Source organism: Hyphomonas sp. ske169, from assembly GCF_056850855.1.
In genome coordinates this window covers 921,185-937,643 of the sequence record NZ_CP096146.1, presented here as the reverse complement: position 1 = coordinate 937,643, position 16,459 = coordinate 921,185, and the positions used below count along the sequence as shown (strand labels likewise).

General features: G+C 55.8%; 11 protein-coding genes. 5 read left to right on the top strand and 6 right to left on the bottom strand.

Annotation, left to right across the window (positions count from 1 at the left end):
* Positions 1-16 precede the first annotated feature (16 nt).
* Genes MY069_RS04475 through MY069_RS04465 form a run of 3 tightly spaced genes read left to right on the top strand, consistent with a single transcriptional unit; the run spans position 17 to position 4,993 of the window.
* Positions 17-676 carry a TetR/AcrR family transcriptional regulator gene (locus MY069_RS04475; protein WP_482795875.1) on the top strand — a complete coding sequence of 220 codons (660 nt, stop codon included), beginning with the start codon at positions 17-19 and terminating at the stop codon, positions 674-676.
* The gene (locus MY069_RS04470; protein WP_482795874.1) at positions 669-1,856 is read left to right on the top strand and encodes an efflux RND transporter periplasmic adaptor subunit; all 1,188 of its coding nucleotides are present in this window, start codon (positions 669-671) and stop codon (positions 1,854-1,856) included. The genes MY069_RS04475 and MY069_RS04470 overlap by 8 nt, the downstream gene beginning before the upstream one ends.
* A gap of 5 nt (positions 1,857-1,861) precedes the next feature.
* Positions 1,862-4,993, top strand: coding sequence for an efflux RND transporter permease subunit (locus MY069_RS04465; protein ID WP_482795873.1), 3,132 nt, complete (start codon positions 1,862-1,864; stop codon positions 4,991-4,993).
* Between the two features lie 76 nt (positions 4,994-5,069).
* On the opposite strand, the gene MY069_RS04460 is transcribed toward MY069_RS04465, so the two are convergent.
* The 4 genes from MY069_RS04460 to lysM all read right to left on the bottom strand — a co-directional run bounded on the left by MY069_RS04460 (position 5,070) and on the right by lysM (position 10,573).
* Positions 5,070-7,292: a TonB-dependent receptor gene (locus MY069_RS04460; RefSeq protein ID WP_482795872.1), complete on the bottom strand. Its 2,223-nt coding sequence runs from the start codon at positions 7,290-7,292 to the stop codon at positions 5,070-5,072.
* A 238-nt stretch (positions 7,293-7,530) separates the two neighbouring features.
* Positions 7,531-9,195: a hypothetical protein gene (locus tag MY069_RS04455; RefSeq protein WP_482795871.1), complete on the bottom strand. Its 1,665-nt coding sequence runs from the start codon at positions 9,193-9,195 to the stop codon at positions 7,531-7,533.
* 238 nt (positions 9,196-9,433) lie between these two features.
* The gene (locus MY069_RS04450; protein WP_482795870.1) at positions 9,434-10,105 is read right to left on the bottom strand and encodes a TlpA family protein disulfide reductase; all 672 of its coding nucleotides are present in this window, start codon (positions 10,103-10,105) and stop codon (positions 9,434-9,436) included.
* A 21-nt stretch (positions 10,106-10,126) separates the two neighbouring features.
* Positions 10,127-10,573: a peptidoglycan-binding protein LysM gene (gene lysM, locus MY069_RS04445; RefSeq protein ID WP_482795869.1), complete on the bottom strand. Its 447-nt coding sequence runs from the start codon at positions 10,571-10,573 to the stop codon at positions 10,127-10,129.
* A gap of 166 nt (positions 10,574-10,739) precedes the next feature.
* On the opposite strand from lysM, the gene MY069_RS04440 reads away from it, so the two are divergent.
* Together MY069_RS04440 and MY069_RS04435 are read left to right on the top strand one after the other, a co-directional pair.
* Positions 10,740-11,948, top strand: coding sequence for an acetyl-CoA C-acyltransferase (locus tag MY069_RS04440; RefSeq protein WP_482795868.1), 1,209 nt, complete (start codon positions 10,740-10,742; stop codon positions 11,946-11,948).
* A gap of 362 nt (positions 11,949-12,310) precedes the next feature.
* Positions 12,311-13,579, top strand: a complete 1,269-nt coding sequence (locus MY069_RS04435) for a glycosyltransferase family 87 protein (protein WP_482795867.1) — start codon at positions 12,311-12,313, stop codon at positions 13,577-13,579.
* A 122-nt stretch (positions 13,580-13,701) separates the two neighbouring features.
* Here the strand turns inward: MY069_RS04435 and MY069_RS04430 are convergent, their stop codons facing one another.
* Positions 13,702-15,945 carry a S9 family peptidase gene (locus MY069_RS04430; protein ID WP_482795866.1) on the bottom strand — a complete coding sequence of 748 codons (2,244 nt, stop codon included), beginning with the start codon at positions 15,943-15,945 and terminating at the stop codon, positions 13,702-13,704.
* Between the two features lie 68 nt (positions 15,946-16,013).
* Positions 16,014-16,439 (bottom strand): peptide-methionine (R)-S-oxide reductase MsrB, encoded by a 426-nt coding sequence (msrB, locus tag MY069_RS04425; protein WP_482795865.1) that lies wholly within the window; start codon positions 16,437-16,439, stop codon positions 16,014-16,016.
* Positions 16,440-16,459: the final 20 nt, after the last annotated feature.

Genomic DNA, 16,459 nt, shown 5'->3' with positions numbered 1-16,459 from the left:
TCAAAGGGTCCATAAGATGACTGTAACCGTTTCCTCCCCCGCCGAACGGCGGCGTAATAAAATCCGAGCGCGCATCTTATCCGCAGCAGAGCGGGTATTTGCGCGCGAGGGCGCCGAAGGCCTTTCGATCCGCCGCTTGGCCGAGAATATCGATTACTCTCCAGCGGCCATCTACAAATATTTCAAATCGAAAGACGAATTGGTTGATGAGCTTAAAGAGACCTTCTTTGAGCTTATCCTAGAGAACGTAAATCGCATTGCCGACACATCCACGCCATTTGATCTACGCGCCCGCGATTGTGTGGCGACTTATGTCCGCATCGCGGTGGAAAAACCTTATCACTACGCGGCAGCCTTTGCTGGCGAAGCAGGAAGTGACGGGGCGGGACCAGTTGATGGCGAACCGGGATTCGAGCTTTCCAAAAAAGGGCAAGCGTTCAATGTCTTGCGCGGTATGATCGCGGAAGGCGTTCAGAATGGTACGTTTCGATCAGACATCGACCCGTCGCTAGCGGCCAAGTCGGTTTGGGCGTCGATGCATGGTTTGACGATGATGATCGTCCACATTCCAAGTTTCCCGGCTTTGAAAGCCGGTCAAGCGACGATGTCGCGCGAAGATTTTATCCCGTTTCACGCTGATCAAGTGGTCCGCGGATTGGAGGCACACCATGAGTGATCATATGCAAGATTATGAGATGACCGAAAAACAACCCCGTCCGAGCTTTGGCAAGGGTCTGGTCTTCATGCTCGTCTTGGTGGCAATCGTTGCCATGCTCGGGTATTTTGTGCTGCAAAACCGGTCCTTGGAAGGCCCATTGGTGCCGACCAGTCAGCCGGTGCCAATTTCGGTTGAAACCATCCCTGCAAACCTCGAACAGGCCTTCCGGACCGAAGAGAAGTTCACGGGCATTGTGACACCCCGCCGGACCAGCCAATTAGGATTCTCCGGCGGTGGCCGGATTGCCTCAATTCGCGCTGATGTCGGCGACAGAGTGGAGACGGGCCAAGTGCTCGGCTTGCTCGATACGCGTAGTCTTCGCGCGCAACTCGCATCAGCCGAAGCCATGGTGGCCGAAGCGAAAGCGGCCTTTGACTTGGCTGAGACGACAGTAGACCGCCAAATTGCACTGCTCGAGCGCGGACATGTCTCCAGTCAGGTGGTCGATGAGGCGCGCGCGCAATCGAACACGGCTTATGCTAGGATTGCGGCTGCAAAAGCGAATGCAGATACTGTGCGGGTCCAGATCGATTTAGCGCGGATCAAAGCACCGTTCGCGGGCACGATCACAGCGCGAATGTCGGACGAAGGCGCCATCGCCAGTCCCGGACAGCCGCTCTTCGAACTCGTCGAAACGGACGTGTTGGAAGCGCGCATTGGTCTGACCGCAGCACTTGCCGATACGCTCGACATTGGCGCGGTATATGATTTGGTCTCAAATCAAGGAACCGTTCCAGCGACGCTGAGATCTGTCACAGGTGTCATCGAAGCCAGCAATCGTACCGTCACCACAGTATTTGATATCAATGACCCGAATCTGGTTGCAGCAGGCGCGGTGGTCAGGCTCGGTATGGATCGCGAGATTTCCGAGCCGGGTCTTTGGTTGCCTGTGTCAGCGCTAACCGAAGCGGATCGCGGACTGTGGTCGATCTATAAGGTACGCCGCAACGGAGACGACTGGCAGGCGGAACCCGGCATTGTCGAAATCCTCCACCAGGATGGCGAACGTGTGTTCGTGCGCGGCTCAATTCGTGACGGAGATCGTATCATCGTCGATGGATTGCAGCGGATCACACCCGGCCAGCCGGTTACGCCAAATGATGTCAGCACTGTCGGTCTGGTTGCTGGGAACGGGTGATCGCAATGACGACTTTGTTCTATCGGCTTCCGCGCCTGACCATCCTTGCGGTGGTCGTGGCCCTGATCAGCGGTTTCTTTGCCATTTTAACACTCGGTCGCCAGGAAGACCCGACGCTGATTGAGCGCTATGGCTTCGTTCTAACTACGCTTCCCGGTGCAGACGCAGAGCGAATTGAAGCGACGATCACCGAGCCGATTGAACGGCGTTTACTCGAGCTGCCGGAGATTTCCGAGACGCAATCAAGCTCCCGCGCCAATATCTCTCAAATCTCGATCGAGATCGATGAAAGCCTAAATGCTGCTGAAGTTGATAATGCATGGACGCTGATCCGGCAGCAGGTGCAGCTGGCTGAACCAGACCTCCCGGACGGCGCGGCGACGCCGTTTGTGCGCCGAGTTTATGTTGGCGCGGCGACGATGACGGTAGCGCTAACCTGGGAAGGAGAGGGTGAACCAGGCCTTGCGGTCATGTCTCGCCTCGCTGAAGGACTGGAAGACAGGTTCCGCGACCTGAACGCGACCGAAGAAACTGAAATTATGGGACTACCGGAAGAGGAAGTCCGGATCATCGCCGACCCCGAAGCACTGGCCGCTGCCGGATTGTCGCTGAATGATGCAGCAAGGCTTGTCGCCGCCGGAGACGCGAAAGCTCCGGCCGGTGAAGTGCGCGGTGACCGCAGCAATGTCGGCCTCGAAATTGGCGGTGAGTTTGATGGCGTGGCGCGGATTCGCGCAATCCCGCTGGTACAATCCGCAAACGGCACAGCGCTCCGCGTTGGGGATGTGGCTGAGGTCGTCAAAGGCGTTGAAGACCCGCCGACTAAGCTTGCCTTCTCGAATGGGAAGCGTGCGGTGTTTGTAACCGCTTATATATCCTCAAATCAGCGCGTTGACCGCTGGGCCAACGCAGCGCGAGAAATGGTTGCGGAATTCGCGGCGACGGTTCCATCCGACATCTCGGTAACGCCGATATTCGACCAAAGCACTTATACCGAAGCGCGCCTGAACGGGCTCGCGCAGAACCTGCTAGTGTCCGCCTTTTTGGTGTTTGCGGTGCTGTTCTTTGTGATGGGGTGGCGCGCCGCAATCGTGGTGGGAATGGCCTTGCCGCTAACCGTGGCGCTGGTGCTGACCCTGTTTAAGTTCTTCAATTATCCGCTGCACCAAATGTCGGTGACGGGGCTGGTCATCTCGCTCGGCCTATTGATCGATAATGCGATTGTTGTGGTCGATGAGTATGACCAAGAGCGAATACACGGTCACTCAGTATTGGAGTCGATCGACCGGTCATTGAAAAAGCTTTTCGGTCCGCTATTCGCTTCAACCCTCACCACCGCACTCGCGTTTGCGCCAATTGCCTTCATGCCAGGCGCGGCCGGCGAGTTTATCGGCATGATCGGCACCTCGGTTGTGTTCTCGGTAATCATGTCCTTCGTCATCGCCATGACGGTCATTCCAGCGCTCGCCGGAATGTTGGATCGCCCGCGAAAGCCGGGCGAACGCAGCTGGTTCTGGCGAGACGGGATCAAGTTCGACATCATTACAGACGGCTATCGCTGGAGCATTGAACGGGTCCTGCGCAACCCGGTAATCGGTCTAATGCTCGGGATTGTTCCGGTCATGGTCGGGTTTTACCTGGCCGGACAATTGCCTAGCCAGTTCTTCCCGCAAACGGAACGGGATCAGTTCCAGCTCGATATCACGCTCAATCCGCAAGCGACGATCTATGAAGCGCAGGACATCGCGCAAGAGGTCAACACGTTCTTGCGCGATCAATATCCAAGCATTGAAGGCATTCACTTCGTCGTCGGCGAGCCAGGCCCACGGGTCTATTATAACAGCTTCAACAATACCGAGGGCGTCGCCGGCTATGCCAACGGATTTGTCCAGCTCGGCAACAATGAAACAACCCGCATTCTCGTGAGTGACGTTCAGGCGACGCTGCGGCGAGAATTCCCGCAAGCACAAATTCTCGCGACGCCGTTCGAGCAAGGCCCGCCGACCCCGGCCCCTATCGCGTTTTACATTCGCGGTGAAAACCTCGCCGTCTTGAATGAGTTAGGTAACCAAGCGCGGCAAATCTTGGCGCAAACGCCGGGCGTCACCTTCACCACCTCGCAATTGCAGATGGGCGCACCCATCGTCACGCTCGAAGCGGATGAAGCGGCTACCGCGATGTCCGGTTTGCGGCTCACGGGATTGGCGAGCGATATCCGTGCTGAACTCGAAGGGGTTCCAGCTGGATCAATCCTGGAAGGGATAGAAGAAATTCCGGTTCGCGTCATTGCGCCAGAAGACCGGCGCACCGAGATTGCAGACCTTCGGTCAAAGACGATCGGCAATGCAGGCCTCGGCGGGGGCACGCCGCTTTCAGCCTTGGGCGAACTTAAACTAGAGCCGCAAACCGCGACGATCCAGCGGCTCGATGGTCGGCGCGTGAATCAAATTTTTGCCTATATCGAACCCTATGCTTTGCCAGATCCGATCAATCAAAATTTCAAGCAAGCTCTGGAAGACTCCGGGTTCACCCTGCCGCAAGGCTATGACTGGATCGAAAGCGGCTCGGCGAGCAATCAGACCGAGGCCATGGCCAATCTGGCTGGCCTGGCCGTGCCGCTGGTTCTCGTCATGTTGGGGGCCGTCGCGCTCGTGTTTAACTCCTTCCGGATGGCGTTTTTGGTGATGGGGGTCGGGTTCATGTCCATGGGACTCGCGTTTGGCGGTGTTTGGATGTTCAACCTGCCGCTCGGGTTTAACGCGATCCTCGGCGGACTTGGCCTGCTCGGGATCTCGATCAATGGTACAATTGTCGTGTTGGCCCTGCTCACCGGCAACGAAGCGGCGCGAAGTGATGATGTGATCGCTCAGCGCGAAGTCGTGGTCGCTGCCACGCGGCACATTGTTGCCACCACGCTGACGACAATGGGCGGGTTTGTTCCAATCATCTTGCAAGGCGACGTGTTCTGGATGCCTCTGGCGACCGGCATTGCAGGCGGTGTCGCGGGCTCTGCGATTTTGGCGCTTTATTTCACGCCAGCTGTCTATCGGATCATGACGATGAAACCGATCCGGCGCCTGTTCCGACTGCTCAGCGGCCGCGGCTGGCAGCATCCAGCGCGCATACCGGCGGAGTAAAACGTGAAATTAAAAAGGCCCGCAGAATTATCCGCGGGCCGCAATCGCTTTTATGGACGTTTTTATCCTAAACGACTTAGAAATCGAACCGGAGTTCGATGCCATAAGTGCGCGGCTCGTTCACGAAGCCGGTTAGGTTGTTAAAGTCGATGCCGCCTTCAAGCACGATCTCATCGGTCAGGTTCCGAACAAAGCCCGACACATCCATGCCGCTGTCAGAGCGATAGCCAGCACGCAATCCGCCTTGCCAATATCCCTCCTGCAGGAATTCAACGCTGTCATAGAGGAAGAAATTGGTGTCGCCTTTATATGCCCAATCGGTGAAGGCGTAATATTCGCCAGCTTCAACTGGGAACGTGTATTGAGCGGTGAAGTTGGCAATCCATTCAGGCGCGTTCGGGAATGAGTTGCCTGAAATGTTAAAGGTCGGGCCGCCAAACGCGTTTAGAATCGGGTCGCCACTGGCATCGAAAGCTTGCGCGTCAAGGACGGTACACCCGCCGCCGCACCCATCGGCAATGATCACGTCATCTTTGAACTCAGTCTTGTTGTAAGACAGACCGGCCGTGATCAGCAGGTTATCGGTGACAATCGCTTCGAGGTCGGCCTCAAATCCGTAGCCTTCACTCTTATCTGCGTTGAACAGAGAGACGGAGTTATCGATACCGCCGACAATGGTCAGCTGCTGGCCGTCAATTTCATAGAAAAACACGTTGGCATTTGTCCGAACTCGATTGGCGAACAGCTCAGATTTGACGCCCGCTTCATATGACAACACGGTTTCACTGTCGGCTTGTGAAGGGGCGCCGAACCGTTGCTGAACGGTTGGCCCGCGGAAGCCTTTTGCGACTTTCGCATAGATATTGACGTCGTCTTGCAGCGCGTAAGTCGCAGAGGCATCCCAGCTGATTTGCTCGTCACCCAGTTCGCGCTCATCGCCTGTCGCGCGGAACTCTTTTTCGTCTTCGGTCCAGCGTGCGCCGCCAGCGACCGTTAGACGATCGGTGAGATCGTATTCTACTGAGGCAAAGATGCCGGTGCTGTCCGTGTCGAGCGAGCGCTGAGCGATCGTCAGAACGGTGCCGCCGGACAGAGAGTCGATGTTCTGCGAGGTGATGTTCACCTCTTCGCTGAAGATGAAGAGACCGGCTTGGGCGCGCAGCGGTCCGCCATCATCAAACGCAAAGCGCGCTTCATGTGTTTCTTGACGCAGCTTATCCACGCCGCCACTAGTTTCGCTTGGGAATGGGATAAAGCCCGGCCCAAAGTTACCTTCGCCAAGGAACGCCGCCCCGAAGCCGCCATCAATATCGCCGCGCGACAGGGTCTTGGCGGTCTCGTAGCCGTAAACATAGGTGAAATCTAAAGCGTCAGAGACTTCATGGTCCAAGCGCGCGGTGATGCCTGAACTGGTTTGCTCGAGGAAGTTGTCGCCATCTTGGAACACGGTTTCAAAGTCAAAGCCTGGTGCAAGCCCTTCGCGGCCAACTTCCAGTACGTTGGCCCGGAAGACGCGGGCGCTACTGTCATTCTGCCGGGCATGAAGGTTGATCAAAATGTCGGTCTTGGCGCTCGGAGAGAACAGCGTTTGGATACGGCCAGCATATTCTTCAAAGCCTTCGAGCGCGTCGCGTTCACCAGTGAATGCGTTGTCGACGAAATCATCACGCAATTGGATCAAACCAGAGGCCCGGAAGGCGAAGCCATCGCTTGGCCGGGCGCCGAACGCGCCTTCAAATTCGCGCGTATTGTATTTGCCGAATGAGCCACGAATGTAACCATTCGTCTCTTCGCCTGGTTTGACGCTATCAAACTTGATGATGCCGCCAGGGGTGTTGCGCCCAAACAGTGTGCCTTGTGGTCCGCGAAGGACTTCAATCGATTCTAAGTCAAAGACCGGGAAGCCTTTTAGGATCGGGCTCTCATACGGCACATCATCATAGACCAAAGAGACCGGTTGCGAGGCATTCAAATCGAAATCTGTGTTGCCGATGCCGCGAATATAGAAACGCGGGAAGGCGCGTCCAAAGGAGCTTTCGGCGATGACGCTCGGGACGCGAGCAGACAAGAAACGGATATCGGCGCCGCCGGCTTTGATATTATCCAATTTCTCGCCCGAAACGGTCGTAATCGAGATCGGAACATCTTGAGCGGATTCTTCAACGCGTTGAGCTGTTGTCAGGACCGGATCGAGGCGCCGAACCTCTGCGGTCTCAGAGTCTTGCGCCAAGGCGGGCGTCGCAATCAGACCTGTGATCACAATTGCGGCGGATACGTTGAGGGAGCGTTTGAGAGACATAAGCACGTTACTTTCTGCCAGAGACTGGGCTGCCAAAGGTTCAGGGCGTCTCGCCAAAAGACGCCTATCCGCCCGCAATTGACCGCCAATTACGGCTTGGGCAAGCGCTTGAGTGCGGTTGTGAGTGTAAAAAACCTTACATTGCCTGTGTGTGTGGCAGCCATGCCACTTTTGCATCAAAAAAGCGCGCCCCGAGGGACGCGCTTTCTGTTGAATTCATTGAGTGATTCGCTCGATCTCAATCCCAAGGATTGAAACGTGTGCGCGGTTTTAGAATGTCAGACTCGCCTTCTGCGTCTTGCGGGGCAGCGGACGGATCGGACGGGTTCTCAACGTTAATGGTGGATGCGATCGGTGCAACGCCAGCCGGCAGGGCGGGTTTGCCGTCGATTTCTGGGAGAACATCTTCTGTGGCATCGATGACGACTTTATCTTCCTCAGAGCTGCCCGCCCCGCTCGGGCCCGGGACCCCGGAAGCCTCTGTTTTTGCGGAAAGGGCGCCAAGTCCGAACCCAGCGCCGATCCCGCTTAAGCTGTAGGATTGCGGTTCTGCGGGCGCTGTTTCTGCTACAGCGGGCGTGTTTGGCTCGTCCGCCGCGACAGGCTCGATCATCTCTTCTACAATCTCAGCTTCTGGCTCAGTTGCGGCTGGAACAACAGAGGCGACCGCAAGATCGGGTGTTTCGGCCACTGGTTCTGACGCTTCTACAGGCTCGGATGCTGCTTCGGCCGGTTGCGAATCTTCGGCGGAAATCCCTCCCCACGTTGTCACTGTCTCTTTGACAGGTTCCGGCGCAGGTTCAGGCTCGGAAATTGTTTCCGCCTCAGGTTCCACTGGCGCAGGGGTTTCAGTTTCAATGGGCGCTACGAACGTGAACGCGTTTACCTGTTCGGCTTCAACCTGGTCGGAAGCCTCGGTCTCGACGACCGCAACCTCGTCTACAGAGCCTTGGCCTGCGGTGTCTTCAACCGCCTCTAAGCCAAACGGAACATACGGAGCGGGTTCGCTTATGGTTTCTTCTGCGGCGGCGATAATAGAGGCGGGTTCAGCTTCAATTGTTTCCGCCTCTTCTTGGGCAGGCTCGTTGTCATCACTGTCTTGAGATAGCCCTGCCGCCAAAGCCACGGCGCCCACGGCAGACGCAGCGGCTGTATCGAGCGGCGTCTCATCGCGCTGGTTCACTTCATCTGCAAGACGCGCCACCGCTTCTGTGACGTGATCTTCTGATTCAGGTTCGGCTTCTGAGGTGGGGTCAGCCATGTCAGAGGCGGGACCTTCTTCCTCTCCGATTGGTGCTGCCTCGAGCACTGTGTCCTCTTCAGGAGCGGCAGTCTCTTCGGCTTCGGTTGCTTCTGGTACTGCGGCGACCTCAATGGCGTCAGGCTGATCATCCGAGTTGGAACCGTCTTCTTCGGAAACAGTCTCAGTTTGCGCAGATTCGACAGAAATCGCCTCAACGCTCTCATCGGTCAAAACGCCAGTCTCATCCGCGGGGTCTTCTTGAAGCTCGACGCCTGTCTCCTCGTCGGTGATCGGATCATCCGTCGCGACGACATCATCTGCAGGCGCGTCTTCTTGCATGCCTGCCAGCAGCGTTGAGATCGCCGTTTCAGTGCCGCGAGCCACGCGCGCCGCTTCACTTGTCATCGCGGCGACGATTGCCGCATAGCTGCTGCCGTCGTCTGTAAGTGTGCTCGCTAATTCATCCGCGCTCGCGCGCTCAAGCTCTTTGCCATCCTTGGACGTGATCACCATTTCGTTCGGGGTTTCGGTTAGCGAAACGCTATAGCCCTCGGTCGAATAGGTAATGGTGCCATCCTCGCCCTCAGCCCAATCGAGCTTGGCGAGTTCGGTCATTTCGGCGAGGCGGTCGATGAGTTTTTTGGTTGAAGCGTGCAGCATTGGGAGGTCCGTTTCAGCGTGTGAACTTACAGACCTTTATTACCCAATTGATAGGCATGTTTGATAGGGGGGAATGTGAGAAACCTGATGAAATAACGGTTATATAGGCCTGTTTTTACGGGATTTTCGGACAGGTGTACGAGCTTCAATTACATGCTGTCAGAATATGTGATTAGAACGAGACGCCTCATCAGATTGCCCGCTGCAAATTGTGACGGTTGAGATCGGGTTTCTGGTGTTACGGGCGCGACCAATCGCGTCGCGTTTCTGCGATATCTTGCACAAAGTCTTTAACCGCCATGTCGCCAGCATCTGCCAATCCAGTCCGGAACCCTTGGACGGTCAGGTCCGGCGCAATGACCAAATAGGTTGGCGTCCAGCGAATGCGCAAAAGCTCTCTGATAGCGGCGTCCTCATCAATCACTGTTGGAAAGGACCAACCTTTCTCGTCGAACCACTCTGAAACTGAGTCATAGCTGCGATAGGCGCGGTGCGCGTGTTCCGCATTTGGCGGTGTATGGATCGACATAAAGTCGACGTCTGGATCTTGGGCCAGCGCACGTGAGAGCGCGGCGGCGTAAGTCGCGTCATTGCGGCTATCATGGCACCAGATCCCCCAGACTTCGATAACCGTCCAGCGCCCCTCTAAAAGGCTAGACGAAAAGCTCGCCCCGCTGGCGAGCGCACCGGTAAATTCCGGTAAGGCTTCGCCGAGGCCTTCATATGTATAAGGCCGGCCATACTCATCGCGAGGAACGTCCCCGCGGCTAAGATCTGCCGATGCGGGGATTTCGACGCCCGGACGGTAATAACCGGTAGCCGAATCGCCGCTTGTCGAGTCTGGCGCGGCGGCATCCGCGCATGCTGCGAGCCCGAGCGCGAGGATTGAAGTGCCTAAAAATCGCAGCATGAACGGTTCCTTTTGTATCGGTTAGGCGCCTGGAATGCGTAGAACCTGACCGGGATAAATTTTGTCTGGATGCTTCAGCATCGGCGTATTGGCATCAAAGATGTCCGGGTAACGCATGGCATCGCCATAATATTTCTTGGCGATTTTCGACAATGTGTCACCTGACTTTACCGTGTGCATGACCGACTCAGACACTTTCGCCTTTGATTTCACTTTCATTGAGTCGTCTACCTCACCAATACCGCTAACATTGCCAGCCGCGAGGATGAGCTTCTCCTTGGTTTCCTGATCCGGCACTTTGCCTTCCAGTTTCACCTGTTTGCCGTCGACGATCACATTGAAATCGCCGCCAAGCTCATCATCCAACCCGAGATCTTCGACCTCTTTGCGGATCGCCTTTTCGGCGACTTTGTTGCGATCAGCGATGATCTCTTTGCCCTTATTGAGCGCGAATTTGAATACACCCATTGTGTGTTCTCCCCTTTGTGGACCGGCAAGCTAGGCCGGATTCACACCTTCGTGAAGTGGTTTCCGCGACGTCGTTCCACTTTACGTCAACGTTACCCCTAGCCGGGGCTTGCTCGCTTCAGTAGGGTGCGCCGCAACATAGACCACTCACGGGAGAATATCTCAAATGCGCGAAGCTGTAATCGTTTCCACCGCTCGTACCGGGCTTGCTAAAGCCGGACGCGGTTCTCTTAACAACACGCACGGCATCACCATGGCCGGTCACGCGATCAAGCACGCGCTGGATCGTGCCGGTGTTGAGCCAGAAGCTGTCGAGGATGTGTTCCTCGGTTCAGCGCAGCCAGAAGGCGCGACCGGACACAATGTTGCCCGTAACGCAGCGCTCTGGGCAGGCTGCCCAAGCTCAACCTCAGGCGCGACCATCAACCGGTTCTGCTCTTCAGGTCTGCAAGCGATTGCGAACGCTGCACACACCGTGATCAATGAAGGCGCGCCTGTCGCGATTGGCGGCGGCGTTGAGAGCCTTTCACTGGTATCTCGTTCAGGTCACATGAACTTGCATCGCTACACAGAAGATCAGCTGATGGCGAAATGGCCTGCGATCTGGATGACCATGATCGAAACCGCTGAAATCGTTGCTGAGCGTTATGGCGTCAGCCGCGAAGCGCAAGATGAGTATTCTGCTGAGTCTCAGCGCCGAACTGCTGAGTTCCAAAAGCGCGGCCACATGGCTGAGGAAATTGTTCCGCTAGCAACGAAAATGATGCTCAAGAACAAAGAAACTGGTGAGATCACAGAAGAAGACGTGGTCTGTGACCGCGATGAGTGTAACCGCCCAGGAACCACAGCTGAAGCGCTTGCTGGTCTGCCGCCGGTCTTCTCTGGCGGTCAGCAAGTTCAGCAAGGCAAATACATCACAGCCGGTAACGCGTCTCAGCTGTCTGATGGCGCTGCTGCAGTTGTCGTCATGGAAGCGGAAGAAGCCGCGCGTCGGAATATTCAACCGCTCGGCCGCTTCATGGGCTTCAATGTTGGCGGTGTTGATCCAGACGAGATGGGCATTGGCCCAATCAAAGCGGTTCCGCGCTTGCTTGAGCGTCACGGCCTGAAAGTCGACGATATCGACCTATGGGAACTGAACGAAGCTTTTGCCTCACAGTGTCTCTATAGCCGCGACTTCCTCGGCATCGATCCTGAGAAGTATAACGTCAATGGCGGTTCAATTTCAATCGGTCACCCATTCGGCATGACCGGCGCCCGTTGCACCGGCTCAATCCTGCTGGAAGGCCAGCGTCGCAAGGCGAAATATGGTGTTGTCACCATGTGTATTGGCGGCGGCATGGGCGCAGCGGGCCTATTCGAGTTCCTGCACTAAGCCTGTGAACTGATCCGAAAACGCGATACACCAAACATCAAGTTAGGCGTGTCGTAAGTCCGGAACCAAAGATTATGCGAGGCCCAGAGCAAACGCTCTGGGCCTCTTTTTGTGGCCGCGCCAATACCAAATCCCCAAATGCAATCTGCTCCTGAAATCGACGTTCCCGACTGAGGACTTCCGGTCAATAAATTCAACAAATAGAAATTTTATATTTGAAATAATCGATAGAATCGCAAGCATATATAGGCAATGACTTGTATATGTTGTTTTTCTACTTTTCGTTGCCGTGGCGAGCATTGGCACTCGAGCTTTGCGGTTGTTGAGCCTGCTGGCCCCGCTCTTCAGGTTCGACGCATCAAATGAAATCGGCGCGGGACCTGACGTTTGCGCTCGATCGAGTCGAACGTGCGCTTTCCGAACAGCATCAACGGCATCATCTTCTTGGGGTCTCCCTGCTCAGCGCAATTGGGATAATTTCGCTTTCGGCGCTGGTCACATTTTTGACCACAGGAATCGCGTTCGGAGACCGCGGGGTCGTTGGCGGTGACTTTCTGGCTTTTTACACGGTTAGCGACTTGACCATTCAGGGTCGCGCGCTCGAGGCCTACAATCAGGACACGTTCAACACATTGATGCAGAGCCGCGCGCAAACCGGCGAACTGGGGATGATGTGGCAATATCCACCCGCCGCATTTTTCATCATCGCTCCCTTGTCGCTACTCCCTTACAAGCTCAGCTATTGGGTATGGATGCTGACGACCGCAGCGATTTATGCCCTGTCGCTTCGGCGGTTGATCAATGCTCACGAGTTCAATCATCAGAAACGGTTCATTGCGCTCCTCTTTTTGATCTCGGCTCCGAATGCCGTCGGTGTCATCATCAATGGCCAGATAAGTCTGCTCACGTCGGCCCGATTGATCAGCGCAGCATTCCGCCCGAGATCTGATTGGTTGATCGCAGGAATTGCCGCAGGGCTTCTCACGATCAAACCACAACTTGGCCTGCTATTGCCCGGCATATTTATTGTGGCCGGGGCGTGGAAGGCCTTTGGAACCGCCGCGGCGGTCACGATTGTGCTTCACACCGGTGCTTGTTTGGTCTTTGGGCCAGAGAGTTTCGTCTCATTCGTGAATGCGGTTGATCGGCTTCAGTCAGATATGTTGGGAGCAGGCGCCCTCACGCCATCCGTCAGCATGACGACCGTGTTCGGACAAATGCAAGTTTGGGGAGCGTCAAAGACGGTCTCTCTCGTGGCGCAATTCTCGCTGGCCATTAGTCTATTTGTCGTCATCACCTGGGAATGGCAGCGCCGCGCGCGGTCTAATGATGACCCGCTTTATCTAGCGACAATCGCCTGTGCGGGCGCGATCCTTGTGACCCCTTATGCGTACGCATACGAAATGGCGGCGCTGGCACCTGCGGGATTGTGGTTCGCCATTTCTCGCCACAGACTGAACAGGTATTCGATTTCCATTCTGAGCTTTTTTTGGGCTCTGCTCTCCTTGCGAAGAATAATTCCTCCCGATTTTGTCCTGCAATTCGCATTTTTGGCAAGCCTTGGGGCGCTTGGCCTCGCGCTCTACGCTTCGAGAGTCCACGCAAATATGAGTCGTGCCATCCATCGATAGGTCCGCATCTTGAGCAAAAACGTCAGCGTAAAAACCGTAAAACCCCGACCATTCGGCCGGGGCATTTGTTTGAACGATGTAGGTTTCAGCGGGCGCGAGGCCCGCTTCCATCCGGTTCGAACCTAGTCGAGCTCGACGTCGCCAGCCTTGCCAACCGCCGCTAACGCAAACGCATATTCAAGCGCGGTTTCTTTTAAGCCTTCGAACCGGCCCGAGGCGCCGCCATGGCCGGCTTCCATATTGATGCGGAGGAAATATGGACCCGCGTCCGGAGCTTCATTGCGCAGCTTCGCGGCCCATTTGCTCGGCTCCCAATAGGTTACGCGCGGATCGCTGAGGCCGCCGGTGATCAGCATAGCAGGATAGGGCAGATCAGTGGTTTGATCATACGGGCTGTAGGCCATCATCGTGTCATAGTCCTCCGCGCTGGTCAGCGGGTTCCCCCATTCTGGCCACTCTGGTGGGGTCAGAGGCAGAGTGTCGTCAGACATCGTATTGATGACATCCACGAATGGAACCGCCGCGATGATGCCTGCAAACATTTCCGGGTCTTGGTTGGCGACCGCGCCCATCAACAGACCGCCTGCTGAACCACCCATGCCGACCACATTTCCGCGGGTTGAGTAACCTTCAGCGATCAGGTGGTTACCGGCATCCACATAATCGTTGAATGTGTTGACCTTCTTTTTAAGCTTGCCATCGAGATACCACTGATAGCCTTTCGCCATTGATCCGCGCGGGTGCACAATCGCATAGACCATGCCGCGATCGGCGAGGGCGAGCGGCGTAGTTCGGAAGCGCGCTGATATGGTGATGCCGTAAGAGCCATAACCATAGAGCAGCATTGGCGCTGACCCATCAATCGCGGTGTCCTTGTGATAAAGGATGGTGACCGGAACGGCCGCGCCATCGCGCGCTGGCGCCAGCACGCGTTTCACGACATAGTCGCTGGCATCGTGACCGGACGGAACCTCTTGTTCCTTGCGCAGCACGCGCTCTTTGGTGGCGACATCATAATCGAAAGTTTGCGATGGCGTTGATGGAGACGAATAACTGATCCGCATCTGCGTCGTATCATATTCGTAGCCGATCGACGTTCCGAGCGCATAGGCTTCTTCTTCGAAGGCGATCGTCTCTTCATTGCCGGTTTCACGCTCGCGCACGACAATGCGCGGTAGGCCGTCTTTCCGCTCGAGACGAATGAGATGGTTTTTCAGAACATCCATGCCAAGAATGAGGGTGCCCGCCTCATACGGTACCAGATCCGTCCAGTTTTCCCGTCCGGGCGCGCTCACAGGCGTTGTGACGACTTTAAAATCGACAGAGTCGTCCGCATTGGTCGAAATGACGAAATCATCGCCCCAGTGCTCAACACTATATTCGAGGTCGTTTTCACGCGGAGAAATTACTTTCAGCTCAGGCGTCTCTGCGTCCGCTTCGAAATAGTGGACTTCAGATGTCGTGTGGCTGCCGGCGCTGATAAAGATGTACTCGCCGGATTGCGACTCGCTGACGCCGATAAAGAAGCCAGGGTCTTGCTCGCGATAGATCTCAGTCGATCCTTCGCTGCCAAGTTTATACATATGGACGGCGGCAGGACGGCCCTCATCATCGCGTTCAACCCAATACACACGATCAGAATTGGCGCCCCAGACGAAGCTTCCGGCGGTCCGTTCGATGACGTCCGGAAGCATTTCGCCGGTCTCGAGATTCTTGAACTTAATCGCGTAGAATTCGCTCCCCTGTTCGTCGACAGCATAGGCGATCAGCTTGTGGTTCGGGCTATGCTCAACATCGTTGAATGCGAAATAGGCTTTGTCTTTACCCATGGCGTCGCCATCAAGCAGGATCTCGTCTTCGGCCTCGGTATTGTAGATATCGGCCGCCGCCTTGCGCGCGATGATTGGATATTCACCGCCTGTCCGGTATCTCGTCAGGTAGGCATATGGCCCATGAACGGATGGCAAAGAGCTATCATCCTCTTTGATCCGACCGCGCATTTCCTGGAACAGTTCTTCCTTGAGGCCCTCTAGCGGTTCTTCGAGTTTCGCTTTGGTAAAAGCGTTCTCCGCTTCAAGATATTCGCGAATATCGGCGCGCAAGACGGTTGGGTCTTGCATCACTTGTTGCCAATTATCGTCTTTCATCCAGTTATATGGATCAATCCGCGTGCGTCCGACTTGTTCAATCGTCTTCATTTCGCGTTTTGCGATAGGTGGGGTCAGGGTCACAGAGGTGTCCTCAGCTTCAGCGGTTGGCGGCGGGGTATCCACGATGACTGGGTCGGTTTCAACCGCCGCTGTGGATGTACACCCTGCCAAAATGGCCAAACCGGCCGCGCCGGTCAGGAGAAAAGAAAGACGCATAATCTGCTCCGCTATTTATCGAATAGCGGTAAATTAACCACGTCTCGTCGGATGTCCAGCTTCGATCTTTAAGTTTCCACCGGGCGGAAGTTTAAAACCACGCCATTGATGCACCAGCGCTGACCGGTTGGCGGCGGACCGTCTTTAAATACGTGCCCCATATGCAGGCCGCACACCGCGCAGTGGCACTCAGAACGGGGATAGATCAGCTTGAAATCGGTCTTGGTCTCGACCACGTCTTCGCTGATCGGCTGCCAATAGCTGGGCCAACCAGTACCGCTGTCAAACTTGTGCTCTGATGACCAAAGCGGGGTGTCACAGCCCACGCAATGATAGATGCCGTCGCGCTTTTCGCTTTCGAAATTACCTGGCGAAAAGGCGCGCTCGGTGCCTTCTTTGACGCCAACACGATATTGATCGGGCGTCAGCAGCTCGCGCCATTCGGCATCGCTACGTTTGATTTTCTGAAGGCCTGACATGGGGGAAGACGACATGAGCGGGTCTCTCTATTGGA